Origin of the sequence: Franconibacter helveticus LMG 23732 (assembly GCF_000463115.2) — a bacterium.
In the GTDB taxonomy this organism is placed as follows: domain Bacteria; phylum Pseudomonadota; class Gammaproteobacteria; order Enterobacterales; family Enterobacteriaceae; genus Franconibacter; species Franconibacter helveticus.
Genome location: NZ_AWFX01000009.1, coordinates 140,328 through 166,235 on the forward strand (window position 1 = coordinate 140,328; position 25,908 = coordinate 166,235).

Consider the following 25,908-nt stretch of genomic DNA (forward strand, 5'->3'; position numbering starts at 1 on the left):
GTCGTGAATCATTGCTAAACCCGGCTCCGGCCGGGTTTTTTATTGGCGAGGGAGCGCCACATGCCCTTCTTTCTTAAGAAGAAACGGCGTCAACGAGGCGTTGCCGCGGCTGACGGCTGCGTTTTTTCGCCCCATCCGAGGTTATTACCCGCCGCCGCCAGTAAAATAAGCGCGCCGCCTGCCAGCTGGAGCAACGACAGGCTATGTCCGAATACCGCCTGGTCGGCTGCAATAGCCACCAGCGGATAGATAAATGACAGCGAGCCTGTCAGGGGCGTCGGCAGCTTTTGGATTGCGCTGTAAAGAAGTTGATACATTACGCCGGTATGGACTACGCCAAGCAACACGAGAATGCCCCACTGCAACGGCGTCGGCGACAGAGAAAAATGCGCTGCCGGCAGGAGCATCACCACGCCCACACAAACCTGCACCAGCGCAATTTGCTGGGGCGGTACGCCTTTCAGCCGACGGGTAATTAAAGCGGTCAGCGCATAAAAGAATGCTGCGCCGAGCGCCATCGCGACGCCCAACAGCCACGCGTCATTATGCGCGCCGGTAAACTGACTCGACAGCACCAGCCCCATGCCGCCAAACGCGGCCAGCAGCCAGAACCACTTCGCCCGGGTCACTTCCTCCCCCAGAAACAGCATGCTCATCAGCACCAGCATCAACGGCTGCGTATTGTAAACCAGCGTGGCGAGACCAATGGAAAGCCGGGAGTAAGCAGCGAAAAGCAGCAGCCAGTTGAGCACCAGCGCCACGCCGCCCAGCGCGGCGATAAAGATGACTTTGCGCGTAAGAGGAGGCAGCCTGTTGCCGCTAAGGCGTGCAAAGGTAAAAAGGGTGACAGCGCCAACCAGACAGCGCCAGAAGACGACATCGGTAACCGGTTGGCCGCTCAGCAAAACAAAAACGCCGATGGAGCCCGAGATAAGCATGGCGGCGGACATTTGCCAGACGCCGGTTTTGTTTTCGTTGCGCATGATAACTCTCCTTTGTGCAGGCGTTATTCTCAGCTTTTCCGGCAACGCTTAATATAGTATGAAGAAGGTGATTTACTATTTTTGCCTTTATATATGAGGTTTCTATGGATAATTCCTTATTCGATAACATCGACAGGCAGATTCTGGCTTTTCTTTCCCATGATGCCAGGTTGTCGCTAAAAGTGCTCAGCGGCAAAATAGGGCTTTCCTCGCCCAGCACGGCGGAGCGTATCCGGCGACTTGAGGAGCGGGGCGTTATTCAGGGTTATAGCGCGCAGATTAACCTGCCGGCTGTAGGGTATGAGATGCAGGCGCTGGTGCGCATTAAGCCGTTACCCGGCATGCTGCATAAAGTAGAGAAGATGATTCAGGCGATGCCGGAATGTATCGAGTGTGACAAAGTGACCGGAGAAGATTGCTTTGTGATGCGCCTTGCGTTTCGCTCTATCGGCCAGCTTGATGAACTGCTTGATGGGCTGGCGGATTACGCGCAATCCAATACGTCAATTGTGAAGAGTTCACCGGTAAAAAGAAGGCTGCCGCCGCTTTGAGCGCGCCGTGGGCTTTTCAGAAATGCAGGCAGGGATATTTAAGAGGAAAAAAGCTTCACATCCTTCCTGCGTATACGCGATATGGAAGAAAATATTTCTGGTAACGGGGAGTTTAATCTGAAGAGGTGGTGGTGGGGGAAGGATTATTCGTCGCTGCGCTCCTCACCCTGCGGGCCGTTGCCAGAGGCAACGTTGTCTCGCTAAAGCGAGACCCGAACCTTAGTCGAAGCTTCTCATCCTTCCCGCGCAGAATTTCTGTGCAAAGCTGGCGTAAACAGGTAAGGGATGGTCGATATAAGAGGGATGGTGGTGGGGGAAGGATTCGAACCTTCGAAGTCGATGACGGCAGATTTACAGTCTGCTCCCTTTGGCCGCTCGGGAACCCCACCACGGGGTAAAACATATTATAAACATCGCCTTTTGAGAAGAAGGATTATTCGGAGCTGCGCTCCTCACCCTTCGGGCCGTTGCCTTCGGCAACGTTCTCTCACTGCGTTCGAGTCGAACCTTCAAGTCGATGACGGCAGATTTGCAGTCAGCTCCCTTATGTACGCTCGGGAACCCTATCACAGGGTAACGCATTTACTGGCCTGCTTCCTTACCGGGAAGCGGGGCGCATCATATCAAATGAAACGCCCCTGTAAAGCCTTGCGTTAAGGAAAACGTATCGTTTGCGTACTTTTTACACGTAACGCTGTAAAGCTAAGCAATTCATTTTACCGGCTTTACAGAATAATCGTGCGGTTGCCGTAAACGAATACGCGTTGCGCCAGCACCTGATAGAGCGCGCGGCTCAGCACGTTTTTCTCTACGTCGCGACCGGCGCGCATCATGTCTTCAGCGGTATAGTTGTGATCGACATGAATGACGTCCTGCATGATGATCGGGCCTTCATCAAGGTTATCGTTAACGTAATGCGCCGTCGCCCCGATTATCTTCACGCCGCGCTCATAGGCCTGATGATAGGGACGCGCGCCAATAAAGGCGGGCAAAAATGAATGGTGAATATTAATAATCTTGTTCGGGAAGCGGGCAACGAAGTCCGGCGTCAACACGCGCATATATTTGGCCAGCACAACATAATCCGGCTCGTAGCTTTCAATCGCCTGCGCCATCAGTTTGTCGTGCTCTTCACGCGTTAACCCTTCATGGCTGACCAACTGGAACGGAATATCGAAGCGCTCCACCAGAGTACGCAACGTTTCGTGGTTGCCGATAACCGCGGCGATATCAACATCCAGACCGCCGTAATTGGCTTTCATCAACAAATCGCCCAGGCAGTGCGCTTCCTTGGTGACCAGAATAACGATGCGGCGGCGTCCTGCCGGGTTCAGTTCACGCACCGACCCTTCAGGCAACGCGCTGTCGAGATCCGCCAGCAGCGTTGCATCGTTAAAAATTCCTTCAAGCTCGGTGCGCATAAAAAAGCGACCGGTGCGGTGATCCACAAACTCATTGTTTTGCACAATATTCAGTTCGTGTTTGTAGCAAATATTAGTGATACGCGCGATCAGGCCCTTCTGATCGGGACAAATCGTACGGAGTACTTTACGTTGTAATGCTTGCATTGCAGGGGAGATCCTGTTGAGTGTTTGCCATTCAGTGTTGTCAAAAGCGGTTACTGGCCGCAACACTTTTTGAATTTTTTGCCGGAGCCGCAGGGGCAGGGGTCATTACGACCCAGTGCCGGACGCGTGCCGTCAATGTAATACCAGCGCCCTTGTTCCTTTAAGAACCGCGAACGTTCGATAATAGCGCCGGATTTACCTTGCTCGCTATAGCGCGCCACAAAACTGACGAAGCCTTCATCATCATTCCGGCCTGGCGCTTCTTCATAAATCGTCAGACCCAGCCACTGGGTATGTGCGAACCCTGCCTCTATCTCGGCCCGAAAGCTGCCCGCCTGGCAATCCGGGTGCCAGGTATTGATGAGGTAATTCGCGTCTTTCATCACAAAAGCGCAATAGCGCGACCGCATGAGAAGTGACGGAACCGGAGCCGCCTTGCCGCCAGACAGATAAGGCTGGCAACATAGGCTATACTCCTGTGCGCTGCCACATGGACAAAGTTGCGACAAAGTTGCTCCTTTACATAAACAGGTAACGGCGTTGCGACGCCATGGCGGCATTATGTTAACCGAGCAGTGGCGATGACGCCACGGGATGTAATACCGGGGAAGTCAATTGAGGCGTAATGAAACATCAAACAGACGGGCTGGCGAGAAGAGAAAAACGCAACATTATTAACGCCCTGCTGGACATCGTCGTAAATTTAGGTTTTTTTAGATCGCTATCCATGGCCGGGGTCCCTGGGATCACCACGGCGATACACGCAGCCTGGCACTTTCGTAAAGAATATATTGATAATGTGGTTTTTATTCCAAGCAAATTCTGTCCTGATTTACGGACTTTTATCTTTGATGGCGCTTTTTACTGGACGCAATGTAAACAGAGTTCCCCCAAAACGGACATTCTTCAGGCGATTCTGACAGGCATCAGTCGCTGGAACATGCCACTATTGAGTTGTCATTTGTCAGGGGGAAGAAGATGACGCAACCCTTAGCCGGAAAACACATTCTTATCGTTGAAGACGAACCTGTTTTCCGCTCAATGCTTAACGCCTGGCTCACTGGAATGGGGGCTGAAACCACTGCTGCCTGGGATGGCGTAGAAGCGCTGGAAAAAATCGCTTTGCGAGCGCCGGATCTCTTGATTTGCGATCTGGAGATGCCGCGTATGAATGGGCTCCAACTGGTGGAGCATATCCGCAATGAAGGAGACCAGACGCCTGTTCTGGTGATTTCTGCTACGGAAAATATGGCCGATATCGCCAAAGCGCTGCGTCTTGGCGTGCAGGATGTGCTGTTAAAGCCTGTAAAAGATTTAAATCGCCTGCGTGAAACCGTTTTCGCCTGCCTTTACCCCAACATGTTCAATTCGCGCGTTGAGGAAGAAGAGCGTTTGTTCCAGGACTGGGACGCCCTGGTCAACAACCCGCAGGCGGCTGCAAAGCTGTTGCAAGAGTTGCAACCGCCGGTTCAGCAAATGATGTCGCATTGCCGCATCAATTACCGCCAGCTTGTCTCTGCCGACGAGCCGGGGCTGGTGCTGGATATCGCGCCGCTTTCAGAGCAGGACCTCGCGTTTTATTGCCTTGATGTCACGCGCGCTGGCGATAACGGCGTGCTCGCAGCGTTACTCTTACGCGCGCTTTTTAATGGCTTGTTGCAAGAACAACTCTCGCAACAGCGTCAGCGTTTACCTGAGCTTGGGAATTTACTTAAGCAAGTAAATCAATTGTTACGCCAGGCAAATCTGGTAGGCCAATTCCCGTTAATGGTCGGCTATTATCACAGCGGATTAAAAAATCTTATTTTAGTTTCTGCGGGTCTTAACGCGACGTTAAATACGGGCGACCACCAAATTCAGGTAAGTAATGGTGTGCCTTTGGGCACTCTGGGCAATACTTATCTAAATCAAATTAGTCAGCGTTGCGAATCCTGGCAATGCCAGATTTGGGGCGCTGGCGGCCGTTTAAGGCTGATGTTGTCTGCGGAATGAGCATTCGGCGAGATAAAGCGAGATAGCTTTATCTGCCCGCTCTTCGCCAGTGCTAATATCACGTTGGTTTTCTTCGTATTAGTCCTAAAGTGCCGGGGCACCGCGTATTCAGCCGCTTAATACAAATCTATGCTGATATACTCGAACGCGTTTTTAATTGACGAACAAGTGTGAAACTTGAACAGTCCAGGAGAATATTCAATGGCTGCCATTAATTCGAAAGTAAGAAAAGCAGTAATCCCGGTTGCGGGATTAGGGACCAGGATGTTGCCGGCCACTAAGGCGATTCCTAAAGAAATGCTGCCGCTGGTTGATAAGCCGTTAATTCAATACGTAGTTAACGAATGTATCGCCGCTGGCATTACTGAGATTGTTCTGGTCACTCACTCCTCAAAAAACTCTATCGAAAACCATTTCGACACCAGTTTTGAACTTGAAGCGATGCTGGAAAAACGCGTTAAGCGCCAGCTGCTGGAAGAAGTTCAGTCTATTTGCCCGCCGCATGTCACCATCATGCAGGTTCGCCAGGGGCTGGCGAAAGGTCTGGGTCACGCTGTGATGTGCGCGCATCCGGTTGTGGGTGACGAGCCGGTCGCGGTTATCCTGCCAGACGTTATTCTGGATGAATTTGAATCCGATCTCTCTCAGGAAAACCTGGCGGAGATGATTAAACGCTTCGACGAGACCGGCAACAGCCAGATCATGGTTGAGCCAGTCGCGGATGTAACCGCTTACGGCGTGGTGGATTGCAAAGGCATCGAGTTACAGCCTGGCGACAGCGTGCCGATGGTCGGCATCGTCGAGAAGCCGAAGGCCAATGTTGCTCCGTCTAACCTTGCTGTTGTGGGCCGTTATGTGCTCAGCGCAGATATTTGGCCGCTGCTGGCTAAAACGCCTCCAGGCGCAGGCGATGAAATTCAGCTCACTGACTCCATCGCTATGCTGATGGACAAAGAGACAGTGGAAGCCTACCACATGAAAGGCAAAAGCCACGACTGCGGCAACAAGCTCGGTTACATGCAGGCGTTTGTAGAATACGGTATCCGCCACAACACGCTGGGTGAAGAGTTTAAAGCCTGGCTGAATGAAACCGTGGGCGATAAGAAGTAACCTATTCAGGCAGGACAAGGCAATGAAAGTAACCGTTTTTGGTATTGGCTATGTGGGCCTGGTGCAGGCCGCAGTGCTGGCGGAAGTCGGCCATGATGTCATGTGTATCGACGTTGATGAAAACAAAGTCGAAAACCTGAAAAAAGGCGTCATTCCTATTTACGAGCCGGGCCTTACTCCGCTCGTAAAGAAAAACTATGAGGAAGGACGTCTGCATTTCAGCACTAACGCGAAAGAAGGCGTTGAGCATGGCGTAATGCAGTTTATCGCTGTAGGTACGCCGCCGGATGAAGACGGCTCCGCCGATCTGAAATACGTCACCGCTGTGGCGCGCACTATCGCGGAACATATGACCAGCCATAAGGTTGTGCTGGATAAATCTACTGTACCGGTGGGTACCGCAGATAAAGTTCGCAAGGTAATGAGCGAAACGCTCCAGGCTCGCGGCGTCGATTTTCCTTTTGACGTGGTGTCCAACCCGGAGTTCCTTAAAGAAGGGGCGGCAGTCTCTGACTGCATGCGTCCTGAGCGCATTGTTGTAGGCACGGATAACGACGGTGTTGTGGAACTGCTGCGTGAGCTTTACGAGCCGTTCAACCGCAACCACGATCGTATGATCCTGATGGATATCCGCAGCGCGGAGCTGACTAAATATGCCGCTAACTGCATGCTGGCGACTAAAATCAGCTTCATGAATGAAATCTCCAATCTTGCAGAGCGTTTAGGCGCGGATATCGAAAAAGTGCGTCAGGGCATCGGTTCTGATTCACGTATCGGTTACCACTTCATCTATCCTGGCTGCGGCTACGGCGGCTCCTGCTTCCCTAAAGATGTGCAGGCGTTAATCCGCACTTCCGAACAAATTGGCTATGTGCCGCGTCTGCTGAAAGCCGTGGAAGATGTAAACCACGACCAAAAGCAGAAGTTGCCGGAGTTCATTCGCCGTCACTTCGGCGAAGACCTGCGCGGTAAAACCTTTGCGCTGTGGGGGCTTTCTTTCAAACCCAACACCGATGATATGCGCGAAGCATCAAGCCGTGTATTGATGGAAGAACTCTGGAAACGGGGAGCGACCGTTCAGGCTTACGATCCGGAAGCCATGGATGAAACGCAGCGCATCTATGGTCACCGTGATGATTTACGTCTGATGGGAACCAAAGAGGCGGCGTTGCATGGCGCCGATGCGTTGGTCATTTGTACGGAATGGCAAGCCTTCCGCGCGCCGGACTTCGATACCATTAAAAATTCCCTTAAACAGCCGGTTATCTTTGATGGCCGTAACCTGTATGATCCAGCCAGGCTCAGCAAACGCGGCTTTGTTTATTATGCAATCGGCCGTGGAGCATCCATCAACATTGCATAATTAATGAGGGTTGTATGAAATTTCTGGTTACCGGCGCAGCAGGCTTTATTGGTTTTCATGTCAGTGAGCGTTTGCTGGCAGCCGGTCACCAGGTTATCGGTATCGATAACCTGAATGACTATTATGACGTTAGCCTCAAACAAGCCCGCCTTAATCTGATTGAAAATCATCCCAACTTTCGTTTTCAAAAACTGGATTTAGCTGACCGCGAAGGAATGGCGGATTTATTCGCTGCTGAGAAGCCTCAGCGCGTAATTCATCTTGCCGCGCAGGCTGGGGTCCGTTATTCGCTGGAAAATCCTCACGCTTATGCCGATGCGAATCTGGTAGGGCATTTAAATGTGCTGGAAGGTTGCCGTCATCATAAAGTTGAGCATTTATTATACGCCTCATCCAGTTCTGTCTACGGGCTGAACCGGAAAATGCCGTTCTCTACAGACGATAGCGTTGACCATCCTGTTTCTTTATATGCGGCGACTAAAAAAGCCAATGAATTGATGTCGCACACCTATTCGCATCTTTATGGTTTGCCGACTACCGGGTTGCGCTTTTTTACGGTATACGGGCCATGGGGCCGACCGGATATGGCGTTATTTAAGTTCACGAAAGCGATTGTCGAGGGTAAGCGCATCGATGTTTATAATCATGGCAAGATGCGCCGTGATTTTACTTATATCGATGATATTGCCGAAGCGATAGTGCGTTTACAGGACGTTATTCCGCAAGCCGATCCTTCCTGGACCGTGGAGACGGGTTCGCCTGCTACCAGTTCCGCGCCGTACCGCGTTTATAATATCGGGAATAGCTCGCCAGTAGAGTTAATGGATTATATTTCCGCGCTTGAAAAGGCGTTGGGGAAAGAAGCGCAGAAAAATATGCTGCCGATCCAGCCAGGCGATGTGCTTGAGACCAGCGCTGATACCAGCGCCTTGTACGAGGCGATTGGATTCAAACCGCATACTTCGGTAGAGGAAGGCGTTAAGCGTTTTGTAGAGTGGTATAAAGCGTTTTATCAGGTTGCAGGGTGATTCAATCCCGTAAAAACAAAAAATCCCGCCGCGGCGGGATTTTTTTATTGTGTCTGATTAATCTTTAATCAGGAAATCGTCCAGCTGTTTGCCTTCATCAATCGCTTTTTTGATAACAGCCGGAGTACGGCCCTGGCCGGTCCAGGTTTTGCTTTCGCCGTTTTCATCGATGTAGCTATATTTAGCCGGGCGAGCAGCGCGTTTGGCTTTGGTGCCGGTTTTCGCGGCAGACATGCTGTTCAGCAATTCATTCGGATCGATACCGTCTGCGATCAGCATTTCACGATATTGTTGTAATTTACGAGTGCGTTCTTCGATTTCAGCGGCAGCAGCGCTTTCTTCTTCACGGCGCTCATTAACAACAACTTCTAATTTTTCCAGCATTTCCTCAAGCGTTTCAAGGGTGCATTCTCTTGCCTGCGCACGAAGAGTACGGATGTTGTTCAGAATTTTAAGTGCTTCGCTCATTGTAGTAATCTCAAACTTATATTGGGGGTGGTTTGTTGTAGTAATAATAGAGCCTTAATTTAACTTCTGCAATAGGCGAGAATGTAAGGAATTCAAAATGTCGCCTTATTATGGACGTTATTTAAAATTGCGAAGTTAAATCTTCCTTTAAGAACCGTACAAAAAAAGCGGACATATTGCGGTGCGGACAGCATTTTTATAGACGCGACCAGGTAAAACATAAGCGTTTTTTTATAACCAGACTGGAGTGGGGTTGTATAAATATCATTCTTTCGCATGACCGTTGTCGGACCTGGCGGCAGTGCCAATAATTTTATATTTTTCAGTAATTTTATGAGTATGGTTAAGGGCTTAGTCAGGAGAGATTATTAATGAAAGCGGCTATTTACTGGCTCGCTTATATGGGTATATTCGCATTATTACCGGCCGGGTAAATATAAAGCATGTTGACGTTAACAACGTAAGCCATGATTAACGCACCGCCGCCGGGCATGCGGCATGCGCAGGATATGATACAATCGCGCGCATACCGTTTCATACAGTGGAGCTTGCCGCCAATGGCGCAACTTTATTTTTACTATTCTGCAATGAACGCAGGTAAATCTACCGCTTTGCTTCAGTCTTCCTATAACTACCAGGAAAGAGGGATGCGGACAGTAGTCTATACCGCGGAAATCGACGATCGCTTCGGTGCCGGAAAAGTGAGTTCACGCATCGGTTTGTCATCGCCTGCAAAACTTTTTAATCAAAGCTCGCCTTTATTTAGCGAAATAAGCAAGGAGCATGCCCGTGAGCCGGTTCATTGCGTCCTGGTCGACGAAAGCCAGTTTTTGACCCGTGAGCAGGTGCATGAGCTTGCTGATGTCGTGGACGAACTGGATATTCCCGTACTCTGTTATGGGTTACGAACTGATTTCCGTGGAGAGCTTTTTACAGGCAGCCAATATTTACTGGCATGGTCAGATAAGCTGGTTGAGCTGAAAACTATCTGCTTCTGTGGGCGCAAGGCAAGCATGGTGCTTCGGCTTGATCAAAACGGGCAGCCTTACAACGAAGGCGAGCAGGTGGTTATCGGCGGTAATGAGCGCTATGTGTCAGTTTGTCGCAAGCATTATAAAGAAGCGCTGGCTAAAGGCTCTTTACAGGCGATACAGCACCAGAACAGCCATTGCGGTTGCTGAGCATTTAAAAGCGTTTCTGACGCTCTCTGGCGGCTTAAAACAGACTGAGCATGCATCCCGCAAAGCAAAAAAAAACCCGCCATCAGGCGGGTTTTTATTAGAGGCTATCTCAGGCAGGTTTCTTCGCTTTTTTATCAGCTTTAACCACTGAAGCGACTTCTTTAGCTGCTGCACCGCCTTCGGTGTATTCGCGGCCGTAGAAGCTGTCCAGCAGGATCTGTTTCAGCTCGGAAATCAGCGGATAACGCGGGTTGGCGCCAGTACACTGGTCGTCAAACGCATCTTCTGACAGTTTATCCACGTGGGCCAGGAAGTCAGCTTCCTGTACACCCGCTTCGCGGATGGATTTAGGAATGCCGAGCTCAGCTTTAATGCTGTCCAGCCATACCAGCAGTTTCTCGATTTTCGCCGCGGTGCGATCGCCTGGTGCAGACAGACCCAGGTGGTCGGCAATTTCCGCGTAACGACGGCGCGCCTGAGGACGGTCGTACTGGCTGAACGCAGTCTGCTTGGTCGGGTTATCGTTAGCGTTGTAACGGATAACGTTAGAGATAAGCAGGGCGTTCGCCAGGCCATGCGGAATATGGAACTGCGAGCCCAGTTTATGCGCCATGGAGTGGCACACGCCCAGGAAGGCGTTCGCAAACGCAATACCGGCGATGGTTGCAGCGCTGTGTACGCGCTCACGCGCTACCGGGTTTTTCGAACCTTCATGGTAAGACGCAGGCAGGTTCTCTTTGAGCAGTTTAAGCGCTTGCAGAGCCTGACCATCAGAGAACTCGCTCGCCAGCACAGAAACATAGGCTTCCAGCGCGTGAGTTACTGCATCCAGACCGCCGAAGGCGCAAAGCGACTTAGGCATATCCATCACCAGGTTGGCATCGACAATCGCCATATCCGGGGTCAGGGCATAGTCTGCCAGCGGATATTTCTGACCAGTCGCGTCATCGGTCACAACGGCGAACGGCGTAACTTCTGAACCGGTGCCGGACGTGGTGGTGACAGCGATCATTTTCGCTTTCACGCCCATTTTCGGGAACTTATAGATGCGTTTACGGATATCCATAAAGCGCAGCGCCAGTTCCTCAAAGTGGGTTTCCGGATGCTCGTACATCACCCACATAATTTTGGCTGCATCCATTGGGGAGCCGCCGCCCAGCGCGATGATCACGTCCGGTTTGAAGGAGTTGGCAAGGTCAGCGCCTTTACGTACCACGCTCAGCGTCGGATCCGCTTCTACTTCAAAGAACACTTCCGTCTCAACGCCTGCTGCTTTCAGAACAGAAGTGATCTGATCCGCGTAACCGTTATTGAACAGGAAGCGGTCAGTCACGATCATGGCGCGTTTGTGACCATCGGTAATCACTTCATCCAGCGCGATGGGCAAAGAGCCACGGCGGAAGTAGATAGATTTCGGAAGTTTATGCCACAACATGTTCTCAGCTCGCTTGGCAACAGTTTTCTTGTTGATCAGGTGCTTCGGACCTACGTTCTCAGAGATGGAGTTACCGCCCCAGGAGCCGCAACCCAGCGTCAGAGAAGGCGCCAGTTTGAAGTTGTAAAGGTCGCCGATACCACCCTGAGATGCCGGCGTGTTGATAAGGATACGCGCGGTTTTCATCATCTGGCCGAAATGCGCAACGCGTTGCGGCTGGTTATCCTGATCGGTATACAAGCAGGAGGTATGACCGATACCGCCCATGGCGACCAGTTTTTCCGCTTTTACAACGGCGTCTTCAAAATCTTTCGCGCGATACATGGCGAGGGTAGGGGAGAGTTTCTCATGAGCGAAAGGCTCGCTTTCATCTACCAGAGTCACTTCGCCAATCAGGATCTTCGTGCCTGCCGGTACGCTGATGCCTGCCATTTCAGCAATTTTAGTTGCCGGCTGGCCTACGATGGCCGCATTCAGGCCGCCATTTTTCAGAATGATATCCTGAACCGCTTTGAGCTCTTTGCCCTGCAACAGGTAGCCGCCGTGGGTAGCGAAACGCTCGCGCACAGCGTCGTAAACGGAATCAACGACCACAACGGATTGTTCAGAAGCGCAGATAACGCCGTTGTCGAAGGTTTTGGACATCAGAATGGACGCGACTGCGCGCTTGATATCGGCGGTTTCGTCGATAACAACCGGCGTGTTGCCAGCGCCCACGCCAATGGCAGGTTTACCGGAGCTGTAAGCGGCTTTCACCATGCCCGGGCCGCCAGTTGCCAGGATGAGGTTGATGTCCGGGTGGTGCATCAACTGGTTGGAAAGCTCAACAGAAGGCTCATCGATCCAGCCGATAATGTCTTTCGGCGCGCCAGCAGCGATAGCCGCTTGCAGTACAATATCCGCTGCTTTATTCGTGGCGTTTTTTGCACGAGGATGCGGAGAAAAGATAATAGCGTTACGCGTTTTCAGGCTGATGAGCGCTTTAAAAATAGCGGTCGAGGTCGGGTTGGTTGTCGGAACGATGCCGCAGATGATGCCGGTAGGTTCAGCAATAGTGATGGTGCCGAAGGTATCATCTTCTTCAAGCACGCCGCAGGTCTTCTCGTCTTTGTAGGCGTTGTAGATATATTCAGAGGCGAAGTGGTTTTTGATCACTTTGTCTTCGACGATACCCATGCCGGATTCGGCAACGGCCATTTTAGCGAGGGGGATACGAGCATCTGCGGCGGCCAGAGCGGCTGCGCGGAAGATTTTATCGACCTGTTCTTGAGTGAAGTTGGCGTATTCACGCTGGGCTTTTTTTACGCGCTCGACGAGGGCGTTAAGTTCAGCGACATTAGTAACGGCCATAATGCTCTCCTGATAATGTTAAACTCTTTTAGTAAACCAGCTGTTTGAAACACCAATATGACGACAACAAACAGCACGCGTAACAGCCAGGATGTGACAACGCAATAGCTACAAACACCACGCTGATTTACTAAAAGAGCCTTAAGCCCACAGCCCTCAAGCTGGCTGTTTTTCCCTGGCGGCGTAAGCAAGGTTACTCACTTCTGAGTAGTCAAAATGTGATCAGGATCAATTTATATCGATGCTGACTCCTTTCAGCAGGCCTTATTTTAGTATCTCAGCGAACTTTAATAGCTTAGCTACAGCGTATATAAATCACGTTACCATAATCTCAACAAATAAATAACAACGGCGGTTCGTTTTCCTGTAATGAGAATATGCAGAATATTACCCTGCTAATCAGCGTAGCGTATGCGGGGCTTTTCCTTTACATTACGCAAGTCTTTCTGCTGACGCTTTTGCGGAGTTTTTGTGGCCCACTCGTTCTTAGATTTGCCAACTTACTTTAAGTTCTTTATCGGGCTTTTCGCGCTGGTGAACCCGGTTGGGATTATTCCCGTCTTTATTAGCATGACCAGCTACCAAACCGCGACGGCTCGAAATAAAACGAACCTCACGGCGAACCTTTCTGTCGCCATTATCTTGTGGACTTCGCTTTTCCTTGGCGACGGCATCCTGCAACTCTTCGGTATTTCCATTGATTCGTTTCGTATCGCCGGCGGCATTCTGGTCGTGACTATTGCGATGTCCATGATCAGCGGGAAGTTAGGTGAAGATAAACAGAACAAGCAGGAGAAATCAGAAACTGCGATCCGTGAAAGCGTTGGCGTAGTGCCGCTTGCGCTGCCTTTGATGGCGGGGCCGGGCGCCATTAGTTCAACCATAGTATGGGGAACCCGCTACCACACAGTGGGCTATATGCTGGGGTTCTCGCTGGCCATCGCGGTGTTCGCTTTATGCTGCTGGGGCGTCTTCCGTCTGGCGCCATGGCTTGTGCGTTTACTGGGCCAGACAGGCATTAACGTTATTACGCGTATTATGGGCCTGTTGCTGATGGCGTTAGGGATTGAATTTATCGTAACCGGGCTGAAAGCTATTTTCCCGGGCTTGCTCAATTAAGCGGCTTTCATTTGATAAGGCGGAGCTCAGGCTCCGCTTTTTTTTGCAAAATATTTCAGTTTCGTCTTTTTATTGAGCAGTTAACAGTCAGTCATAGCAAAAAAGAATGGTTAAGATAAATGTCGATTAAACAGAAGGTTAGTTAATGAGTACGGGTGCTAATGAGTGAAAAAGAAGCAAATGAAATGTTATTTTTCTCACACCATACTCTTACCCTTGCTGAGGGATAACCGAAATGTTATTAGTAATTTCATTCACAGAGTAGATTTATGTGCTAAAAAATCGCCAAATGTTAATTTTATGTGATAGCAGGCATCCGGCTCTGAAAGTCACTGTCAGGGTGGGGCTTTTCAGGTTAATGCGTTGATTTTAAAGGCATGTTCTTCTTAATATTCTATGTTAGCCAGCATAATGCAGCACTAAGCCATGCTACAAAAGAGAAATGGTTAACAAATTTGTAAATTCTATTGGCGCAGGATTGACGCTTTTGATACCTTCCGGCCAAAACATTCGGCTGCAAATTATTTGTTATTGAGAATGCTTTTCGTCTGAAAGCGTTTTCGGGCGACAGGTTCGCCACCCTCACGCTTCTCTTCAGACAGGGGAAGAGAAGCACGAATCGACGTAAAGGCTGCCGAACGAGCAGCCGTAAAAATAAAGTCGGTGATAGCAAGCAGTAAAAAAGAAAAACCTGACAGCGGCAAATCGCTCCTGCGCTGTACAGGCGCCCAAAAAGGGCGGCAAGAGGCTGGCTTAAGGGCCAGTAATTATAATGAGTGGAGTATTATCACAATGACCATCATCACAAAAAAAAGTCTGGTAGCTGCGGGTATCCTTTCTGCGCTAATCGCGGGCAATGCAATGGCAGCAAATGTGCCCGCAGGTGTGCAACTGGCGGAGAAACAGACGCTGGTTCGCAACAATGGTTCTGAAGTACAGTCTCTCGATCCGCATAAAATTGAAGGCGTGCCGGAGTCCAACATTAACCGCGATCTGTTTGAAGGTCTGCTGGTAACGGACGTCGACGGCCATCCGAGCGCGGGTGTTGCAGAAAAGTGGGATAACAAAGATTTTAAAGTTTGGACCTTCCATCTTCGTAAAGATGCTAAGTGGTCCAACGGCGACCCGGTAACGGCGCAAGACTTCGTTTATAGCTGGCAGCGTCTGGCGGATCCAAACACCGCTTCGCCTTACGAGAGCTACCTGCAATACGGCCACATCGCGAACATCGATGACATTATCGCCGGTAAGAAAAAGCCGACCGAGCTGGGCGTTAAAGCGATCGACGATCATACCCTGGAAGTGACGCTGACTGAGCCAGTGCCTTATTTCTATAAGCTGCTGGTGCACTCTTCCATGTCCCCTGTGCCTAAAGCCGTTGTGGAAAAATTTGGCGAAAAATGGACGCAGCCTGCGAATATCGTCTCAAACGGCGCTTATAAGCTCAAAGACTGGGTGGTGAACGAGCGCATCGTGCTTGAGCGCAACACCAACTACTGGGATAACGCGAAAACCGTTATCAACCAGGTCACTTATTTGCCTATCTCTTCTGAAGTGACTGACGTAAACCGCTATCGCAGCGGCGAAATCGACATGACCTATAACAACATGCCGATCGAACTCTTCCAGAAGCTGAAAAAAGAGATCCCTGGTGAAGTGCATGTAGATCCGTATCTGTGCACTTACTACTACGAAATCAACAACCAGAAGCCGCCGTTTAACGATCCGCGCGTTCGCGCCGCGCTGAAGTTAGGTCTGGATCGTGACATTATCGTCAACAAGGTGAAAAACCAGGGCGACCTGCCGGCCTATAGCTACACGCCGCCGTACACCGACGGCGCCAAACTGACCGAACCGGCCTGGTTCAAAATGACCCAGGAGCAGCGTAACGCGGAAGCGAAAAAACTGCTGGCGGAAGCGGGCTTTACCGCAGACAAACCGCTGACGTTCGACTTGCTCTATAACACGTCCGATCTTCATAAGAAGCTGGCTATCGCCGTCTCTTCAATCTGGAAGAAAAACCTCGGCGTAAACGTGAAGCTTGAAAACCAGGAGTGGAAAACCTTCCTGGACACCCGTCATCAGGGCAACTTTGACGTAGCGCGCGCAGGCTGGTGTGCGGACTACAACGAGCCGACCTCCTTCCTGAACACGATGCTTTCCGACAGCTCTAACAACACCGCTCACTATAAGAGCGAAGCGTTCGATAAGATTATCGGCGATACGCTGAAAGTGACGGATGAAGGTCAGCGCACCGCGCTTTACCAGAAAGCCGAAGAGCAACTGGATAAAGACTCTGCGATCGTGCCGGTTTATTACTACGTGAACGCCCGTCTGGTGAAACCGTGGGTGGGTGGTTATACCGGTAAAGACCCGATGGATAATATCTACGTTAAGAACCTTTATATTATCAAGCACTAATGGCAATGCGTGGAGCGAATCTTTCTTCCCCGCGCCGCAGTTAATTTTCCGCCGCTCAATGGCGGCGGGAATAAACCGCAGCGCAAAAGAGATTGTCGCGCCACTGTGCCCCGGAGCCTGAAAGCCGTCCGGCGCAGGCTCCTTTTTCATCTTTTCTCAAAGGCACATGCCAGAAGGTACGGGCAATGTTGAAATTTATACTACGTCGCTGTCTGGAAGCGATTCCGACGCTGTTTATTCTTATAACCATCTCCTTCTTTATGATGCGTCTGGCGCCGGGAAGTCCTTTTACCGGCGAGCGTGCGCTGCCGCCAGAAGTTATGGCGAACATAGAGGCGAAATACCATTTAAACGATCCGATCCTGACACAGTATTTCAGCTATCTGAAACAGCTGGCGCACGGGGATTTTGGGCCGTCATTTAAATATAAAGATTATTCCGTTAACGACCTGGTGGCCTCTTCGTTCCCGGTTTCCGCGAAACTTGGCGCCGCTGCTTTTCTGCTGGCGGTAATCCTGGGCGTAACGGCGGGCGTTATTGCGGCGTTGAAGCAAAATACCAAATGGGATTACACGGTAATGGGAATAGCGATGACCGGGGTGGTTATACCGAGTTTCGTCGTGGCGCCGTTACTGGTCATGATATTCGCTATTACTTTGCAATGGCTGCCTGGCGGCGGCTGGAACGGCGGCGCGCTCAAATTCATGATCCTGCCGATGGTGGCGCTGTCGCTTGCTTATATTGCAAGCATCGCGCGTATTACCCGCGGCTCAATGATTGAAGTTCTGCACTCAAACTTCATCCGCACTGCGCGGGCGAAAGGGCTGCCGATGCGCCGCATCATTTTCCGCCATGCGCTGAAACCTGCGCTGCTGCCCGTACTCTCATATATGGGCCCTGCGTTTGTCGGCATCATCACCGGTTCAATGGTTATCGAGACGATTTATGGTCTGCCGGGCATCGGCCAGCTGTTCGTGAACGGCGCGCTGAACCGCGACTATTCACTGGTGCTGAGCCTCACCATTCTGGTAGGCGCGCTGACCATTCTGTTTAATGCCATTGTCGATGTGCTTTATGCCGTTATCGACCCGAAAATCCGTTACTGACACTGGAGTACGCCATGATGTTGAGTAAGAAAAACAGCGAGGCGCTGGAAAACTTCAGTGAGAAACTGGAAGTCGAAGGGCGCAGCCTCTGGCAGGACGCGCGTCGCCGCTTTATGCATAACCGCGCGGCGGTAGCGAGTCTTATCGTGCTCGTGCTGATTGCGCTTTTTGTTACGCTTGCGCCCATGCTTTCGCAGTTCAGCTATTTCGATACGGACTGGGGCATGATGTCGAGCGCGCCGGATACCGAGTCAGGCCACTGGTTCGGCACTGACTCCTCCGGGCGCGACCTGCTGGTGCGCGTGGCTATCGGCGGTCGTATTTCGCTGATGGTCGGCGTGGCGGCGGCGCTGGTGGCGGTGATTGTCGGCACGCTCTACGGTTCGCTTTCAGGTTACCTCGGCGGCAAAGTCGATTCCGTCATGATGCGCCTGCTTGAGATCCTCAACTCCTTCCCGTTTATGTTCTTCGTTATTCTGCTGGTCACCTTTTTTGGTCAGAATATCCTGCTGATATTTGTGGCCATCGGCATGGTGTCCTGGCTGGATATGGCGCGTATCGTACGCGGCCAGACGCTAAGCCTTAAGCGTAAAGAGTTTATCGAAGCCGCGCAGGTCGGCGGGGTTTCCACCGCCAGTATTGTGGTTCGCCATATCGTGCCGAACGTGTTGGGCGTTGTGGTGGTTTACGCCTCGCTGCTGGTGCCAAGCATGATCCTGTTCGAATCGTTTCTGAGCTTCCTGGGGCTTGGCACGCAAGAGCCGTTAAGCTCCTGGGGCGCCTTGTTAAGCGACGGCGCGAATTCAATGGAAGTGTCGCCCTGGCTGCTGCTGTTCCCGGCAGGATTCCTTGTGGTCACCCTGTTTTGTTTTAACTTTATCGGCGATGGCCTGCGTGACGCCCTCGACCCGAAAGATCGTTAAGGAGTGCCGCCATGAGCACCATTGAAATTACCGATATCACCCGCGCCGGCACCGAAACACCGTCACTGCTGGAAGTAAAAGATTTACGGGTGACGTTTGCCACGCCTGACGGCGATGTCACGGCGGTCAACGACCTGAACTTCAGTTTGCGCGCTGGCGAAACGCTGGGGATTGTGGGCGAATCCGGCTCCGGCAAATCCCAGACGGCGTTTGCGCTGATGGGGTTACTGGCTTCTAACGGACGCATCGGCGGTTCGGCAACGTTCAACGGCAAGCAAATCCTGAATCTGCCGGAGAAAGCGCTTAACCATCTGCGCGCTGAACAAATCTCGATGATTTTTCAGGATCCGATGACGTCGCTGAACCCCTACATGCGCGTAGGCGAGCAGCTAATGGAAGTGCTGATGCTGCATAAAGGCATGAGTAAAGCGGAAGCCTTCGAAGAGTCTGTCCGCATGCTCGACGCCGTAAAAATGCCGGAAGCGCGCAAACGCATGCGCATGTACCCGCATGAATTTTCCGGCGGTATGCGCCAGCGCGTAATGATTGCCATGGCGCTGTTGTGCCGGCCAAAACTGCTGATTGCCGACGAGCCGACCACCGCGCTTGACGTGACCGTTCAGGCGCAGATCATGACGCTGCTTAACGAACTCAAGCGTGAGTTTAATACGGCTATTATCATGATCACGCATGACCTTGGCGTGGTGGCTGGCATTTGCGACAAAGTGCTGGTGATGTATGCCGGTCGCACCATGGAATATGGCCGCGCCCGCGATGTCTTTTACCAGCCGGCGCACCCGTACTCTATCGGCCTGCTGAATGCCGTGCCGCGCCTGGATGCGGAAGGCGAATCGCTGCTTACCATTCCCGGCAACCCGCCGAACTTGCTGAAACTGCCGAAAGGCTGTCCGTTCCAGCCGCGTTGCCCGCATGCGATGGAAATCTGTAATAGCGCGCCGCCGTTAATGGCGTTCGCGCCAGGGCGTTTACGCGCCTGCTATAAGCCGGTGGAGGAGTTAGCATGAGCGCCGTTGCTGAAGAGAAAAAAGTTTTACTGGAAATTGCCGACCTGAAGGTTCACTTCGATATCAAAGACGGCAAACAGTGGTTCTGGCAGCCGCCGAAAACGCTGAAAGCGGTAGACGGTGTGACGCTGCGTCTGTACGAAGGCGAAACGCTCGGCGTGGTAGGCGAATCGGGTTGCGGCAAATCGACCTTCGCGCGCGCCATTATCGGCCTGGTGAAAGCCACCAGCGGCCGCGTGGCGTGGCTTGGCAAAGATTTGCTGGGCATGCGTCAGGAGCAATGGCGCGACGTGCGCAGCGACATTCAAATGATTTTCCAGGATCCGCTGGCTTCCCTGAACCCGCGCATGACCATTGGTGAAATCATCGCCGAGCCGCTTCGCACTTATCATCCCAAAATGCCGCGTCAGGAAGTGCGTGACCGCGTGAAGGCGATGATGATGAAAGTGGGCCTGCTGCCTAACCTCGTCAACCGCTATCCTCATGAGTTTTCCGGCGGCCAGTGCCAGCGTATCGGCATCGCCCGCGCGCTGATCCTTGAACCGAAGCTGATTATTTGCGATGAACCGGTTTCCGCGCTCGACGTTTCCATTCAGGCTCAGGTGGTTAACCTGTTGCAAAAATTGCAACGCGAAATGGGGCTGTCGCTGATATTCATCGCCCATGACCTGGCGGTGGTAAAACATATCTCCGATCGCGTTCTGGTGATGTATCTGGGACATGCAGTAGAGCTTGGCACCTATGATGAGGTCTATAATAATCCGCTGCACCCGTATACACGGGCGCTGATGTCAGCCGTGCCAATCCCGGACCCGGATCTGGAGAAGAATAAAACAATCCAGTTGCTGGAAGGGGAGTTGCCTTCGCCGATCAACCCACCGTCAGGCTGTGTTTTTCGCACCCGCTGCCCGATGGCCGGGCCGGAATGCGCCAAAACGCGGCCGGTGCTGGAGGGGAGCTTCCGGCATGCGGTTTCCTGCCTGAAGGTCGATCCGCTATAAGCGCAGGGGCTGACATCATGTCAGCCCTTTTTTATTCCGGAGGCCATAAATGACAAGGATGCATTTATCTTTACGCCAGACGCTTTGGCATGCGCTTTTTGACCAGCGAACCCGCAGCGGGCGTTATGTTGAAGCGCTCTGCGGTCTGCTGGCGCTGTTAAGCGTCATTGTTGTCTTTATTGAGTCGGGCATCGGCACGCAGTATCACCTTAATTCGACGCAGTGGCAGCTGTTTGTGTCGATAGAGACCGCTTTTACCCTGGCCTTTACTCTCGAATATCTGTTACGCGTGATCACCTGGCCCAGACCTGCGCGCTATGTTTTCAGCTTTTGGGGCATAATCGATCTCGCCACGCTGTTGCCGCTGTATATCATGTGGCTCTGGCCGGAATTCGCCGGCAATTACTTCTTCGCCTGGCGTGCGCTGCGGGCTATTCGCGTACTGCGAATTTTAAAGCTGTTGCGTTTTATGCCCGCGCTCGACAGCATCTGGCGCGCCATAGTGAACGCCCGCCACCAGTTGATTCTTTTTTATGCTTTTATCGGCATCGTGATGGTTGTGGCAGGCGCATTGATGTATGGCATCGAAGGCGCAAACAGCGGCTTTACCACGCTTGGCACGTCGGTTTACTGGGCGGTTGTCACGGTGACTACGGTTGGCTATGGCGATATTACGCCGCACACGGCGACAGGCAGGCTTATCGCTTCGGCGCTCATCCTGATTGGCTATTCGGTCATTGCTATTCCAACGGGAATATTAACCTCGCAAATGACGGCAGATTTACAAAACAAACGTAATAAAAGACGATGCCCGGGCTGTCACGCTACCGAGCATGAAGATACGGCGAAGTTTTGCAGGTTGTGCGGCGAGCGGCTGCCTGCCGCCAGGGAAAAGTAACGCGGCCAGCGCGCTTTATTCGCGCCAGAGGATATGGCAAATCTTGTGGTCTTTTTCGCGGCACAGCAGCACGCGAGCGAAGATATCGTTAATTTCACCGCCGTCTGTATCGGCAAGACCTATGACTACTTCAGAGAAGAAGTCCGGGTTTAAGTCGAAATCGACATGTTCGCTCCAGTCTTCCGCAGGATCAAACAACTCGGCGCCGCCGCGCTCTTCAAATTGCAGGTTAAACAGGATGATATCCGCCGGGTCGAGGTTATCGCCAGCCAGCTCCAGAAAAATATCGTAGGCCTGCTCCAGCGTTTCGTCTTCCGTCAGACGGTTGTTCAGATCCATTTCCATCTTGATACCCCACTCAATAACGTTGCGCACGTTTTACAGCAATGGACTGAAGAAGTAAAACAGTCGCTCTACGACGCGCTGCCACAGCGGTCTTTTGTTCCAGCGCGCTACGTCCAGCAGGCGTGAGCGGGAGATGTAATCATCCTGCACTGCCGCCAGATCGCCGCCAAAACCGGCATCGTCTATAACCAGTGTAATCTCGAAATTGAGCCACAGGCTGCGCATATCCAGGTTAACAGTACCGACCAGACTTAATTCGCCATCCACCAGCACGCTTTTGGTGTGCAGCAAGCCGCCTTCAAACTGGTAGATTTTCACCCCGGCCGCCAGCAGCTCGGCAAAAAAGGCGCGGCTGGCCCATCCCACCAGCAAGGAGTCATTCTTGCGCGGCAGAATAATGCTGACATCCACTCCGCGCTGGGCGGCGGTACAAATGGCGTGCAGTAAGTCGTCGCTGGGCACGAAATAGGGAGTCGTCATGATGAGATATTCACGCGAGGCATAGACGGCGGTAAGCAGCGCCTGGTGAATCAAGTCTTCGGGAAAACCGGGGCCGGAAGCGATAGTGTGGATGGTGTGTCCGCTCGCTTGCTCAAAAGGCATGATATTGCTGTCCGGCGGCGGAGGCAGAATGCGTTTACCGGTTTCAATTTCCCAGTCGCAGGAGTAAACCACGCCCATGGCGGTCGCGACCGGGCCTTCCATGCGCGCCATTAAATCTACCCACTGACCGACGCCCGCATCCTGTTTGAAAAAACGCGGATCCACCAGGTTCATGCTGCCGGTGTAAGCGATGTAGTTATCTATCATCACCATTTTGCGGTGCTGGCGTAAATCCATACGGCGCAGGAATACGCGCATCAGGTTGACTTTAAGCGCCTCAACGACCTCTATCCCGGCGTTGCGCATCATGCCGGCCCAGGGGCTGCGAAAGAAGGTGACGCTGCCTGCGGAGTCGAGCATCAGGCGGCAGTGAACGCCGCGCCGCGCAGCGGCCATCAGCGACTCGGCGACCTGATCCGCCATGCCGCCTGGCTGCCAGATGTAAAACACCATCTCGATATTGTGTCGCGCAAGCTGAATATCGCGAATAAGCGCCTGCATCACATCATCAGAATCGGTTAACAGCTGTAACTGGTTCCCCTTAACGCCTGCTATGCCCTGGCGGCGCTCGCATAGCTGAAACAGCGATGCGGCGACAGGGCTGTTCTCTTCGGCGAAGATATGCTTACAGGCTTTTAAATCATTTAACCACTTAGCGGTGGAAGGCCACATTGCCTGCGCTCGCTCGGCGCGGCGCTTACCCAGATGCAGTTCGCCAAAGGAAAGATAGGCGATGATCCCCACCAGAGGAAGGATGTAAATAATCAACAGCCATGCCATTGCCGAAGGCACCGCACGGCGCTTCATCAGGATGCGCAACGTCACCCCGGCAATCAGTAACCAGTAGCCTATAACGACCAGCCAACTCACTACCGTGTAGAAGGTTGTCATAGTTAATTAGTCCTTTAAAATCCGCGTTGTAGTGAGTGTACGCAGAACCGGGCCGTCCTTAAACAGAAAAGCGCTGGTCTGACGATGCGAAGGGGCTATAATGGCCGCTCTGTTATAAGTCAAGAGTAGTTGAAATGAGGCGTAGTAGAACGGAAGTTGGGCGCTGGCGCATGCTGCGGCAGTCTCAACGGCGTAAAGCGCGCTGGCTGGAGGCTCAATCGCGCCGCAATATGCGCATTCATGCCATTCGCAAGTGCACTATTAATCGCCAGCGTAATGCTTTGCTGTTTGCCATTCACGACAGATAAGCCAAAGAGAAGGGCACCGTCCTGCGGTGCCCGGAAACTTTCTTGAATCCTGGCTGTTGCTCACTTCAAAATTTAACCACCGGCCGTTCTGCGGATTAAAGAAGCAGAGCGCACCTGCCGTACATTCATAATAAAAGAGACCCACTGGGAAGAGAGTCGCGTGGCGCTGGAAGATATTTATCAGATTGGCTGGCTGGTTTTGCTGGCGGTTATTTTTATTCGCGAATGGCTGACCACCCGCAAGAAGAAAAAAGATAAGTCAGACCCTGGCTGAATTCACGCTTTATTGACCGGGCACTTTTTTACGGATGCCTGATGGAATAGATATCTCATGCATCATCCGGGCAGACGTCGGGGTACAGGGCGAGCAGGCCCTGGCCGCGACGCTTTTTGATTATCAACTGCGATAGTGTCAAAAAGCGCCGCTGCAATTTAAAACACTTTTTTGTATGGCTTAACGGCAACCGTCTTATACACGCCCGCAGCAATATAAGGATCGGCTTGCGCCCAGGCCTGCGCGGCTTCCAGAGAATCAAACTCGGCAATAACCGTGGAGCCGGTAAAACCCGCGCTTCCCGGATCGTTACTGTCTACCGCGGGCATTGGACCTGCGGTGAGCAGGCGGCCTTCATCATGTAACAATTGCAGGCGGGCCAGATGAGCCGGGCGCACCGATAATCTTTTTTCCAGCGAATCCGCAACATCTTCAGCGTAGATAACATAAAGCACGGGCATAACTCCTGAGCAGAAAAAACGAGAAAAATTACGTTAAGTGAAACCGTGGCTTACTGCAACGCAAAGTTAAAAAGTGATGAGAGGCCGTAACAATGCTGTGGTTAATTCAGCCAGTTAAACGCGAATATGAACGAAGGCTGGATGCGTTGTTGAATATGATTGCTATTTGCATTTAAAATTGTGACTTCACTCATTCACTGAAACGATTATGACTTCAATGGCCCTTGATTTACCTCGTCGCTTTCCATGGCCGACGCTGCTCTCCGTCGCTATCCATGGCGCCGTAGTGGCGGGTTTGCTGTATACCTCGGTACATCAGGTTGTTGAACTGCCTGCTCCATCACAGCCTATTTCAGTCACTATGGTCGCGCCTGCTGAACTTGAGCCGCCACAGCCCGAGGTGGTGCAGCCGCCGCCGCAGCCGGTTGTTGAGCCAGAACCCGAGCCGGAACCGGAACCCGTACCGGAGCCGCCGAAAGAGGCGCCAGTGGTTATTCATAAACCAGAGCCTAAACCCAAGCCGAAGCCGAAGCCAAAGCCGGTGAAAAAGGTGCAGGAGCAGCCTAAGCGTGAAGTCAAACCCGTCGAGCCGCGTCCGGCATCGCCTTTTGAAAACAATGCGCCAGCGCGCCCGGCCACGACGGCCTCTCGCCCAACGCAGGCTGCGCCAGCCAAAGCAGCGCCGAGCGGCCCGCGAGCTGTGAGCCGTAATCAGCCGCAATATCCGGCGCGTGCTTACGCACTGCGTATGGAAGGCCAGGTGCGGGTGAAGTTCGACGTAGCGGCGGACGGCAGCGTGGAAAATATCCAGGTGCTTTCCGCAAAGCCTGCCAATATGTTCGAGCGAGAAGTGAAAACCGCCATGCGCAGATGGCGCTACGAACCGGGCAAACCGGGGCAGGGATTGATTGTGAACATTGTCTTTCGCATGAATGGCGGGGCGACGATGCAGTAAAAAAAACCTCCCTTCGGGGAGGTTTTTTTATGGGTTAGTTTACCGAAGGAAGAGGGCGAGGTTTGCCTTCCTGATCCACAGCGACATATATAAAGAGCGCTTCCGTTGCGCGATAACGCTGACCGATAGGCTCAGACGACACTTTTTTCACCCACACCTCAACATTGATGGTGACCGAGGTATTGCCTCGCTTTACGCAGCGTGCGTAGCAGCAGACAACATCGCCCACCGCGACGGGGCGCAGAAACGTCATGCCGTCCACCCGTACAGTGACTACGCGTCCGTGAGCCAGTTCTTTGGCGAGAATGGCGCCGCCCATATCCATTTGCGACATCAGCCAGCCGCCAAAAATATCGCCGTTAGCGTTAGTGTCGGCGGGCATCGCCAGCGTTCTTAAAACCAGTTCACCCTGTGGCGCTTCGGATTGTGTCGTCATTGCTTTTCTTCCGTTCAATGGCTTGTCAGTTTTTAGTTATACAAGGGCGGCGAGCGCATGCTCACAACGATCCTTTCGCCATCATAACATTGCGCGGAAAAAAGAGGGGGAGG

Annotated in this window: 26 protein-coding genes, 1 tRNA gene and 2 other RNA genes; 16 read left to right on the forward strand and 13 right to left on the reverse strand. The window is 52.2% G+C overall.

All coding sequences use genetic code 11. The features are described 5' to 3' along the window. Positions 1–89: 89 nt before the first annotated feature. On the reverse strand, positions 90–983 hold the full coding sequence (locus tag DW56_RS03715) for a DMT family transporter (protein ID WP_024552356.1): 894 nt from the start codon (positions 981–983) through the stop codon (positions 90–92). Between the two features lie 104 nt (positions 984–1,087). Here DW56_RS03715 and DW56_RS03720 point away from each other — a divergent pair, with 104 nt between their 5' ends. Continuing rightward, the gene (locus tag DW56_RS03720) at positions 1,088–1,534 is read left to right on the forward strand and encodes an Lrp/AsnC family transcriptional regulator (protein WP_024552355.1); all 447 of its coding nucleotides are present in this window, start codon (positions 1,088–1,090) and stop codon (positions 1,532–1,534) included. 126 nt (positions 1,535–1,660) lie between these two features. On the opposite strand, the gene DW56_RS04115 is transcribed toward DW56_RS03720, so the two are convergent. The 5 genes from DW56_RS04115 to DW56_RS03735 all read right to left on the reverse strand — a co-directional run bounded on the left by DW56_RS04115 (position 1,661) and on the right by DW56_RS03735 (position 3,611). Beyond that, positions 1,661–1,792, reverse strand: a non-coding RNA gene (locus DW56_RS04115) — RtT sRNA. 46 nt (positions 1,793–1,838) lie between these two features. Next, positions 1,839–1,923 (reverse strand) — tRNA-Tyr (locus DW56_RS03725). Between the two features lie 29 nt (positions 1,924–1,952). Then, positions 1,953–2,091: non-coding RNA, RtT sRNA (locus tag DW56_RS21255), on the reverse strand. Positions 2,092–2,259: 168 nt separating this feature from the next. Then, the gene (purU, locus tag DW56_RS03730) at positions 2,260–3,102 is read right to left on the reverse strand and encodes a formyltetrahydrofolate deformylase (RefSeq protein WP_024553051.1); all 843 of its coding nucleotides are present in this window, start codon (positions 3,100–3,102) and stop codon (positions 2,260–2,262) included. A gap of 50 nt (positions 3,103–3,152) precedes the next feature. Then, positions 3,153–3,611, reverse strand: a complete 459-nt coding sequence (locus DW56_RS03735; protein WP_071789765.1) for a YchJ family protein — start codon at positions 3,609–3,611, stop codon at positions 3,153–3,155. A 116-nt stretch (positions 3,612–3,727) separates the two neighbouring features. On the opposite strand from DW56_RS03735, the gene DW56_RS03740 reads away from it, so the two are divergent. The 5 genes from DW56_RS03740 (at position 3,728) to DW56_RS03760 (ending at position 8,595) form a co-directional block, all read left to right on the forward strand. Then, the gene (locus DW56_RS03740; RefSeq protein WP_024553053.1) at positions 3,728–4,084 is read left to right on the forward strand and encodes a hypothetical protein; all 357 of its coding nucleotides are present in this window, start codon (positions 3,728–3,730) and stop codon (positions 4,082–4,084) included. Then, a complete protein-coding gene (gene rssB, locus DW56_RS03745) occupies positions 4,081–5,094 on the forward strand; it encodes a two-component system response regulator RssB (protein WP_024553054.1) in 1,014 nt (337 codons plus the stop codon). The genes DW56_RS03740 and rssB overlap by 4 nt, the downstream gene beginning before the upstream one ends. A gap of 201 nt (positions 5,095–5,295) precedes the next feature. Next, entirely contained in the window at positions 5,296–6,204 is a 909-nt protein-coding gene (galU, locus tag DW56_RS03750) for a UTP--glucose-1-phosphate uridylyltransferase GalU (RefSeq protein ID WP_024553055.1), read from the forward strand. Positions 6,205–6,226: 22 nt separating this feature from the next. Further along, positions 6,227–7,567 carry a UDP-glucose dehydrogenase family protein gene (locus tag DW56_RS03755; protein WP_024553056.1) on the forward strand — a complete coding sequence of 447 codons (1,341 nt, stop codon included), beginning with the start codon at positions 6,227–6,229 and terminating at the stop codon, positions 7,565–7,567. Between the two features lie 14 nt (positions 7,568–7,581). Then, a complete protein-coding gene (locus DW56_RS03760; RefSeq protein WP_024553057.1) occupies positions 7,582–8,595 on the forward strand; it encodes an NAD-dependent epimerase in 1,014 nt (337 codons plus the stop codon). 57 nt (positions 8,596–8,652) lie between these two features. Here DW56_RS03760 and hns read toward each other — a convergent pair whose 3' ends face one another. After that, complete coding sequence (gene hns, locus DW56_RS03765) at positions 8,653–9,063, reverse strand: histone-like nucleoid-structuring protein H-NS (protein WP_024553058.1); 411 nt, start codon at positions 9,061–9,063, stop codon at positions 8,653–8,655. Positions 9,064–9,620: 557 nt separating this feature from the next. Between hns and tdk the strand changes: the two genes are divergently transcribed. After that, a complete protein-coding gene (gene tdk / locus DW56_RS03770) occupies positions 9,621–10,244 on the forward strand; it encodes a thymidine kinase (protein WP_024553059.1) in 624 nt (207 codons plus the stop codon). A gap of 109 nt (positions 10,245–10,353) precedes the next feature. On the opposite strand, the gene adhE is transcribed toward tdk, so the two are convergent. Further along, complete coding sequence (gene adhE / locus DW56_RS03775; RefSeq protein WP_024553060.1) at positions 10,354–13,029, reverse strand: bifunctional acetaldehyde-CoA/alcohol dehydrogenase; 2,676 nt, start codon at positions 13,027–13,029, stop codon at positions 10,354–10,356. A gap of 471 nt (positions 13,030–13,500) precedes the next feature. Here adhE and DW56_RS03780 point away from each other — a divergent pair, with 471 nt between their 5' ends. Next, complete coding sequence (locus tag DW56_RS03780; protein ID WP_024553061.1) at positions 13,501–14,148, forward strand: YchE family NAAT transporter; 648 nt, start codon at positions 13,501–13,503, stop codon at positions 14,146–14,148. A 521-nt stretch (positions 14,149–14,669) separates the two neighbouring features. Here the strand turns inward: DW56_RS03780 and DW56_RS03785 are convergent. Beyond that, on the reverse strand, positions 14,670–14,852 hold the full coding sequence (locus DW56_RS03785; RefSeq protein WP_024553062.1) for a hypothetical protein: 183 nt from the start codon (positions 14,850–14,852) through the stop codon (positions 14,670–14,672). A gap of 88 nt (positions 14,853–14,940) precedes the next feature. Between DW56_RS03785 and oppA the strand changes: the two genes are divergently transcribed. The 6 genes from oppA (at position 14,941) to DW56_RS03815 (ending at position 21,522) form a co-directional block, all read left to right on the forward strand. Further along, the gene (gene oppA / locus DW56_RS03790) at positions 14,941–16,569 is read left to right on the forward strand and encodes an oligopeptide ABC transporter substrate-binding protein OppA (RefSeq protein ID WP_024553063.1); all 1,629 of its coding nucleotides are present in this window, start codon (positions 14,941–14,943) and stop codon (positions 16,567–16,569) included. A gap of 185 nt (positions 16,570–16,754) precedes the next feature. Then, positions 16,755–17,675, forward strand: a complete 921-nt coding sequence (oppB, locus tag DW56_RS03795) for an oligopeptide ABC transporter permease OppB (protein ID WP_024553064.1) — start codon at positions 16,755–16,757, stop codon at positions 17,673–17,675. A 14-nt stretch (positions 17,676–17,689) separates the two neighbouring features. Then, positions 17,690–18,598, forward strand: coding sequence for an oligopeptide ABC transporter permease OppC (gene oppC, locus DW56_RS03800; RefSeq protein WP_024553065.1), 909 nt, complete (start codon positions 17,690–17,692; stop codon positions 18,596–18,598). Between the two features lie 11 nt (positions 18,599–18,609). Further along, the gene (oppD, locus tag DW56_RS03805; RefSeq protein ID WP_024553066.1) at positions 18,610–19,623 is read left to right on the forward strand and encodes an ABC transporter ATP-binding protein; all 1,014 of its coding nucleotides are present in this window, start codon (positions 18,610–18,612) and stop codon (positions 19,621–19,623) included. Beyond that, positions 19,620–20,624 (forward strand): murein tripeptide/oligopeptide ABC transporter ATP binding protein OppF, encoded by a 1,005-nt coding sequence (gene oppF, locus DW56_RS03810; RefSeq protein ID WP_024553067.1) that lies wholly within the window; start codon positions 19,620–19,622, stop codon positions 20,622–20,624. Before oppD ends, oppF begins: the two co-directional genes overlap by 4 nt. Positions 20,625–20,673: 49 nt before the next feature. Further along, positions 20,674–21,522, forward strand: coding sequence for an ion transporter (locus DW56_RS03815; protein ID WP_024553068.1), 849 nt, complete (start codon positions 20,674–20,676; stop codon positions 21,520–21,522). 15 nt (positions 21,523–21,537) lie between these two features. On the opposite strand, the gene DW56_RS03820 is transcribed toward DW56_RS03815, so the two are convergent. Next, positions 21,538–21,867, reverse strand: a complete 330-nt coding sequence (locus DW56_RS03820) for an HI1450 family dsDNA-mimic protein (RefSeq protein WP_024553069.1) — start codon at positions 21,865–21,867, stop codon at positions 21,538–21,540. 33 nt (positions 21,868–21,900) lie between these two features. Next, positions 21,901–23,361 carry a cardiolipin synthase gene (gene cls, locus DW56_RS03825; RefSeq protein ID WP_024553070.1) on the reverse strand — a complete coding sequence of 487 codons (1,461 nt, stop codon included), beginning with the start codon at positions 23,359–23,361 and terminating at the stop codon, positions 21,901–21,903. Positions 23,362–23,495: 134 nt separating this feature from the next. On the opposite strand from cls, the gene DW56_RS22300 reads away from it, so the two are divergent. After that, the gene (locus DW56_RS22300; RefSeq protein WP_125454196.1) at positions 23,496–23,669 is read left to right on the forward strand and encodes a YciY family protein; all 174 of its coding nucleotides are present in this window, start codon (positions 23,496–23,498) and stop codon (positions 23,667–23,669) included. Between the two features lie 432 nt (positions 23,670–24,101). Here the strand turns inward: DW56_RS22300 and DW56_RS03835 are convergent, their stop codons facing one another. After that, a complete protein-coding gene (locus tag DW56_RS03835; RefSeq protein WP_024553071.1) occupies positions 24,102–24,398 on the reverse strand; it encodes a YciI family protein in 297 nt (98 codons plus the stop codon). A gap of 223 nt (positions 24,399–24,621) precedes the next feature. On the opposite strand from DW56_RS03835, the gene tonB reads away from it, so the two are divergent. After that, a complete protein-coding gene (tonB, locus tag DW56_RS03840; RefSeq protein ID WP_024553072.1) occupies positions 24,622–25,359 on the forward strand; it encodes a TonB system transport protein TonB in 738 nt (245 codons plus the stop codon). A 34-nt stretch (positions 25,360–25,393) separates the two neighbouring features. Here tonB and yciA read toward each other — a convergent pair whose 3' ends face one another. Beyond that, entirely contained in the window at positions 25,394–25,795 is a 402-nt protein-coding gene (gene yciA / locus DW56_RS03845; RefSeq protein ID WP_024553073.1) for an acyl-CoA thioester hydrolase YciA, read from the reverse strand. Between the last annotated feature and the right edge of the window lie 113 nt (positions 25,796–25,908).

What these genes read in the sequence shown, in the direction of transcription:
- DW56_RS03715 (WP_024552356.1), bottom strand. Translation starts at nt 983, where the DNA reads ATGCGCAACGAAAACAAAACCGGCGTCTGGCAAATGTCCGCCGCCATG.
- DW56_RS03720 (WP_024552355.1), top strand. Translation starts at nt 1,088, where the DNA reads ATGGATAATTCCTTATTCGATAACATCGACAGGCAGATTCTGGCTTTT.
- purU (WP_024553051.1), bottom strand. Translation starts at nt 3,102, where the DNA reads ATGCAAGCATTACAACGTAAAGTACTCCGTACGATTTGTCCCGATCAG.
- DW56_RS03740 (WP_024553053.1), top strand. Translation starts at nt 3,728, where the DNA reads ATGAAACATCAAACAGACGGGCTGGCGAGAAGAGAAAAACGCAACATT.
- rssB (WP_024553054.1), top strand. Translation starts at nt 4,081, where the DNA reads ATGACGCAACCCTTAGCCGGAAAACACATTCTTATCGTTGAAGACGAA.
- galU (WP_024553055.1), top strand. Translation starts at nt 5,296, where the DNA reads ATGGCTGCCATTAATTCGAAAGTAAGAAAAGCAGTAATCCCGGTTGCG.
- DW56_RS03755 (WP_024553056.1), top strand. Translation starts at nt 6,227, where the DNA reads ATGAAAGTAACCGTTTTTGGTATTGGCTATGTGGGCCTGGTGCAGGCC.
- DW56_RS03760 (WP_024553057.1), top strand. Translation starts at nt 7,582, where the DNA reads ATGAAATTTCTGGTTACCGGCGCAGCAGGCTTTATTGGTTTTCATGTC.
- hns (WP_024553058.1), bottom strand. Translation starts at nt 9,063, where the DNA reads ATGAGCGAAGCACTTAAAATTCTGAACAACATCCGTACTCTTCGTGCG.
- tdk (WP_024553059.1), top strand. Translation starts at nt 9,621, where the DNA reads ATGGCGCAACTTTATTTTTACTATTCTGCAATGAACGCAGGTAAATCT.
- adhE (WP_024553060.1), bottom strand. Translation starts at nt 13,029, where the DNA reads ATGGCCGTTACTAATGTCGCTGAACTTAACGCCCTCGTCGAGCGCGTA.
- oppA (WP_024553063.1), top strand. Translation starts at nt 14,941, where the DNA reads ATGACCATCATCACAAAAAAAAGTCTGGTAGCTGCGGGTATCCTTTCT.
- oppB (WP_024553064.1), top strand. Translation starts at nt 16,755, where the DNA reads ATGTTGAAATTTATACTACGTCGCTGTCTGGAAGCGATTCCGACGCTG.
- oppC (WP_024553065.1), top strand. Translation starts at nt 17,690, where the DNA reads ATGATGTTGAGTAAGAAAAACAGCGAGGCGCTGGAAAACTTCAGTGAG.
- oppD (WP_024553066.1), top strand. Translation starts at nt 18,610, where the DNA reads ATGAGCACCATTGAAATTACCGATATCACCCGCGCCGGCACCGAAACA.
- oppF (WP_024553067.1), top strand. Translation starts at nt 19,620, where the DNA reads ATGAGCGCCGTTGCTGAAGAGAAAAAAGTTTTACTGGAAATTGCCGAC.
- DW56_RS03815 (WP_024553068.1), top strand. Translation starts at nt 20,674, where the DNA reads ATGACAAGGATGCATTTATCTTTACGCCAGACGCTTTGGCATGCGCTT.
- DW56_RS03820 (WP_024553069.1), bottom strand. Translation starts at nt 21,867, where the DNA reads ATGGAAATGGATCTGAACAACCGTCTGACGGAAGACGAAACGCTGGAG.
- cls (WP_024553070.1), bottom strand. Translation starts at nt 23,361, where the DNA reads ATGACAACCTTCTACACGGTAGTGAGTTGGCTGGTCGTTATAGGCTAC.
- DW56_RS22300 (WP_125454196.1), top strand. Translation starts at nt 23,496, where the DNA reads ATGAGGCGTAGTAGAACGGAAGTTGGGCGCTGGCGCATGCTGCGGCAG.
- tonB (WP_024553072.1), top strand. Translation starts at nt 24,622, where the DNA reads ATGGCCCTTGATTTACCTCGTCGCTTTCCATGGCCGACGCTGCTCTCC.
- yciA (WP_024553073.1), bottom strand. Translation starts at nt 25,795, where the DNA reads ATGACGACACAATCCGAAGCGCCACAGGGTGAACTGGTTTTAAGAACG.